Origin of the sequence: Bacillus sp. 7884-1, assembly GCF_002272245.1 — a bacterium.
In the GTDB taxonomy this organism is placed as follows: Bacteria; Bacillota; Bacilli; order Bacillales; family Cytobacillaceae; genus Neobacillus.
In genome coordinates this window covers 1-4,893 of the sequence record NZ_NPDD01000142.1, presented here as the reverse complement: position 1 = coordinate 4,893, position 4,893 = coordinate 1, and the positions used below count along the sequence as shown (strand labels likewise).

General features: G+C 38.0%; 4 protein-coding genes. 3 read left to right on the top strand and 1 reads right to left on the bottom strand.

The window, feature by feature from the left end; all coding sequences use genetic code 11:
• The first annotated feature begins 162 nt into the window (after positions 1–162).
• Positions 163–2,757: an ATP-dependent chaperone ClpB gene (gene clpB, locus CHI06_RS16875; protein WP_095249795.1), complete on the top strand. Its 2,595-nt coding sequence runs from the start codon at positions 163–165 to the stop codon at positions 2,755–2,757.
• Between the two features lie 43 nt (positions 2,758–2,800).
• On the opposite strand, the gene CHI06_RS16870 is transcribed toward clpB, so the two are convergent.
• Complete coding sequence (locus CHI06_RS16870; protein ID WP_095249794.1) at positions 2,801–2,986, bottom strand: YjzD family protein; 186 nt, start codon at positions 2,984–2,986, stop codon at positions 2,801–2,803.
• A gap of 208 nt (positions 2,987–3,194) precedes the next feature.
• Between CHI06_RS16870 and CHI06_RS16865 the strand changes: the two genes are divergently transcribed.
• On the top strand, positions 3,195–3,917 hold the full coding sequence (locus tag CHI06_RS16865; RefSeq protein WP_095249793.1) for a hydrolase: 723 nt from the start codon (positions 3,195–3,197) through the stop codon (positions 3,915–3,917).
• An 81-nt stretch (positions 3,918–3,998) separates the two neighbouring features.
• Positions 3,999–4,811 (top strand): hypothetical protein, encoded by an 813-nt coding sequence (locus CHI06_RS16860; protein WP_095249792.1) that lies wholly within the window; start codon positions 3,999–4,001, stop codon positions 4,809–4,811.
• Positions 4,812–4,893 lie beyond the last annotated feature (82 nt).

Below are 4,893 nucleotides of genomic sequence, written 5' to 3'. Positions count from 1 at the left end.
CCTGCGGAAAGCGAAGCGCCTAGAGCACAAATCAACAGCCTAATTTAACACAGCCAATCGAAAAAAAGTCATCCCCAGCGGATGGCTTTTATTTTATATTTAAATACATATTCGTATATAATAAATTTATAAAGGTCAATAATGGTCAAAGGAGTGGAAATGATGGATTTAAATCGTATGACAGAGCGGTTGCAAAATGGAATTATTGATGCCCAGTCCTTAGCTATAAAAAGCAGCCATCAAGAGGTAGATGAACTTCATTTATTCTTAACACTTCTTCGTCAAGAGGATAGTTTATTAAAAACTATACTAGAAAAAGCAGATATCCCAACAGTAAGCGTAGAAAAAGCATTACAGAACGCCCTTAATAAAAAGCCGCAGGTTACAGGGAGCGGTGCGGAGCACGGAAAGCTCTACATTACCTCCAAGCTGCAACGACTTTTTGTTTCTGCAGAGGAATTTGCTTCGAAGTTTTCTGATGACTTTATTTCTATCGAACATATTTTATTAGCTGCTTGCTACGATAAAGATGCTGAAATGGGGAAAATAGTTATATCAAATGGAAAAACGGCGGAATACATCCTGTCCGCAATTAAGGAAATAAGGGGGAACCAAAGAGTGACATCACAAAATCCTGAAGCTGTTTACGATGCGCTTAATAAATATGGAAGAGACCTTGTGGCCGAAGTAAAGGCAGGCAAACTGGATCCTGTTATTGGAAGGGACGCAGAAATACGTCATGTTATCAGAATATTATCTAGAAAGACAAAAAATAATCCTGTTTTGATTGGGGAGCCAGGAGTGGGAAAAACAGCCATTGTTGAGGGGCTGGTCCAGCGAATTGTCAGAAAAGACGTTCCAGAGGGGTTAAAAGATAAAACAATTTTTTCATTAGATATGAGTGCACTTATTGCAGGGGCAAAGTTTAGAGGCGAATTTGAGGAAAGATTAAAAGCCGTTTTAAATGAAGTTAAAAAAAGCGAAGGACAAATTTTGTTATTTATTGATGAACTGCACACTATTGTCGGTGCAGGAAAAACAGATGGGGCTATGGATGCTGGGAACATGTTAAAACCGATGTTAGCTCGTGGTGAGCTTCATTGTATTGGGGCAACCACCCTTGATGAGCACCGGAAATATATTGAAAAAGACCCTGCGCTTGAACGTAGATTTCAACAAGTACTTGTTCAAGAACCTAATGTGGAGGACACAATCTCCATTTTACGTGGTTTAAAAGAAAGATTCGAGGTACACCATGGCGTCAAAATCCATGACCATGCTCTTGTTGCAGCTGCTACATTATCAGACAGGTATATAACCGACCGCTTTCTGCCAGATAAAGCGATAGATTTAGTAGATGAGGCATGTGCATTAATCAGGACTGAGATTGATTCTATGCCAACAGAACTAGATGAGGTAACGCGCAGAGTGATGCAGTTAGAAATAGAAGAAGCAGCCTTAAGAAAAGAGCAGGATGACGCTAGTAAAAAAAGACTTGATTCCCTTTTAAAGGAGCTTGCTGAGTTAAAGGTTCAGGCAAACAGCAAGAAAGCCCAATGGCTGCATGAAAAACAAGGGATACAAAAATTGCAGGAAAAAAGGGAACAACTTGAGAAGCTGCGAAGAGAACTGCAACAAGCAGAGGACAAATATGATTTAAACCGTGCCGCTGAGCTTCGTCATGGTCAGATTCCCTTGGCAGAAAAAGAATTATTGGCGCTTGAATCAGCCACAGCAAATAATGAGCGGTTGCTTCGCGAGGAAGTTACCGGAGAAGAGATATCAAATATCGTATCAAGATGGACAGGAATCCCGCTTTCAAAATTGGTCGAAGGTGAGAGGGAAAAACTACTAAGATTAGAATCCATATTACATGAAAGAGTAATTGGACAAAATGAAGCGGTACAATTGGTTTCAGATGCCGTTTTACGGGCACGTGCCGGCATTAAGGACCCAAACAGACCGATAGGGTCATTTCTCTTCTTAGGGCCAACGGGTGTTGGGAAAACAGAGCTTGCTAAAGCACTTGCTGAAGCTTTATTTGATAGTGAAGAGCAGATTATTCGAATAGATATGTCTGAGTACATGGAAAAACATGCTGTCTCGAGACTAATCGGAGCACCTCCTGGGTATGTAGGGTACGAAGAGGGTGGACAGCTGACGGAAGCTGTTAGAAGAAGACCATATTCCGTTATCCTCATGGATGAGATTGAAAAGGCTCACCCAGAGGTATTTAACATTCTCCTGCAGGCACTTGATGATGGGAGAATAACGGATTCACAAGGAAGAACAGTGGATTTTAAAAATACAGTCATTATCATGACCTCCAATATTGGATCTCATTTTCTACTGGAACGAAATGAAAATGAAGTTGAAATATCAGAGGCAACGAGGGAAAAGGTTCTTGCTCAATTAAAGAGTCATTTTCGGCCTGAATTTTTAAATAGGGTAGATGAAACGATACTATTTAAACCTTTATCGTTAACTGAAATAAAAGATATTGTAGTCAAAATGATGAAGGAACTTCAAAGCAGGTTAAAGGAACAGAATATCGAAATAACGATTTCTGACGGTGCAAAAGAGTTCATTGCTGTAAATGGCTTTGATCCTATATATGGAGCAAGACCATTAAAGCGTTTTATCCAAAGGAATATCGAAACAAAACTCGCACGGGCCATCATAGCTGGGAAAGTTATTGATCATTCGGTGGTAAGTGTAACAATTGAAAATGGAGAATTAACGATATCCATTGGATAAGAAAAAAAGGTCATCCGGAATATGGATGACCTTTTAATACTAATTAATGTTTCTCGACAGGTTCGTTTGGAAGTACAGCCGTTGCAATAACGATTAAAATGAAAACACCAACTGAAATAATTGCCCCTGACTTGAAGTCGAAAACTCCACCTTCTGTCATTGAACTAACTACATATGAAAGCATTTGCACTAAAACAAACGCCCAGAAAAAAGTCCAAAAGTATCGCACTATCTTTCACCTCTACCCTATTTATCATCTCTAATAATATTACCATATGCTTTTCAAATAATAAACGCAAAAATTGACAAACACCCATTAGCTTGAAATTTATGATAAAAACAGTGATGGTATCGGTTTTTGCTAGGCTATATTCCCTTTCATCTAATGTGAAATCACATACAATATTTTGAGGAAATATGTAAAAGGAGATTTAGCGATGGAGAACCGGAATTTTCAGATGGATACCCAGTGGAATATCATCCATTACCCTGGAAAGCCCACAGGTTTTGGAATTTTAATAATTGGAGATGAAAGACATTTTGTTGACGAAAGCAAATGCTTTTGGACTCAAAATGAAGGAAAACTGGCCATTATCAACCAATTGAAAGAATCAGGATATACTATTTTTTCCTCAAATTTGTATGGGCGAAACTGGGGAAGTGATCAAGCAGTAGACCTTGCACAAAGGCTGTATCAACAAGTTATAAGAAGTGAGATCCTTAATAATAAAGTACACCTAATAGCTGAGGGAATGGGCGCACTTGTTGCTGTGAAATTAATGGAAAAGATGAAGGGCCAATTAAGATCAGTGGTTTTATTGAATCCGATACTTTCCTTAAAAAAACATATTGAACTTGAAAAGGAACATAAGTTTTTTTACAAAAAGTTAGTGCGGGAAGTGACTGCTGCCCATAAGATAGATCCACTCTTGCTTGTGAAGGAACTAGAAAGTATGGATGATGAAGTGAAATTGCAATTTGATGTACCAATAAAGATTATCCATGTTATGTCTAGTGGGAAATCATATAATCAATCAAATCAGTTACAACAATTACTTGCTAACACAGATATTAGCCCAACTTATATAGTTCCTGAAAAAAAGCAGCAGCTTGGAAATATGATGAAAAAGTTTTTCAATCAGTTTGAGAAAGTACTATGACACTTCCTCCCCGGATGAGATATATTTCTGAATGAAGCCGCATAGGATTCAATAATGAAGTTTGGGGAGGCAGGAAGTGTAATGGACAAGGTCGTTATGGTCGGAGTATTTGACTTTGTGAACTTTCATGTATGCAAAGCATTACTGGATAAAGGTATAGAAGTTAGGGGAATACAAATTGAAACGGAAGACGATTATGATATTCTAATTGAGAAAAGATTAGAAATCGGACGAAATGCTAACTTTTCTGAGGTTACATCAGGGGATATTTTAAATAGTTCAAACGAAAACGAGACAATTGTACTCTCTGTTTACGACCTTTATATGCGATATAAGGAAGAATACTTACTAAACGAAGATATGTTAATCAATTTAATTAGTAAGAACAAATGGGAACAAATTGTTATTCTTGCCCCTAGCCAAATGTTAGCCAATGTATTTGAATCAAAGGCCGAAATTGTCATAGATGATTTCATAAATAGGGCAAAATCTCAGAAACAAGATATCCATTTACTCTATTTGCCAACTTTATTTGGAACATGGCAGCCAGATACCTTTATGTTTCAAAACTCAATATTGACTGATATGAATAGAGGAAAACCGTTTCGGGGACTGCGGGAAGAGACAAATGACGCTATATTTGTTGATGATACAGTGAATTCTATAATAGAAATAATCGAAAACAAGCAGCCTGGACGATACTTACTCCAAAGCGGGAAGAGCAATCAATGGAATTTATGTGCTTCCTTCCTACGTATCAATGAACAAGCTTCAACCGAAAGAAAAGCGGAAACCAAGGAAGATAATTTTATCATAGTTACTGTTAAGAATACCGTTTCTATTGCAGAGGGATTGACGAAGCAAATTGACCATGCTCACCGAATAAATAGCTAAAAAAATTAGGCTATGTTAAAGCCCATTATTGATTTTGGCACTCTGTTGATTTGTGCGGAAGGCGCGAGACTCCTCGAAAATG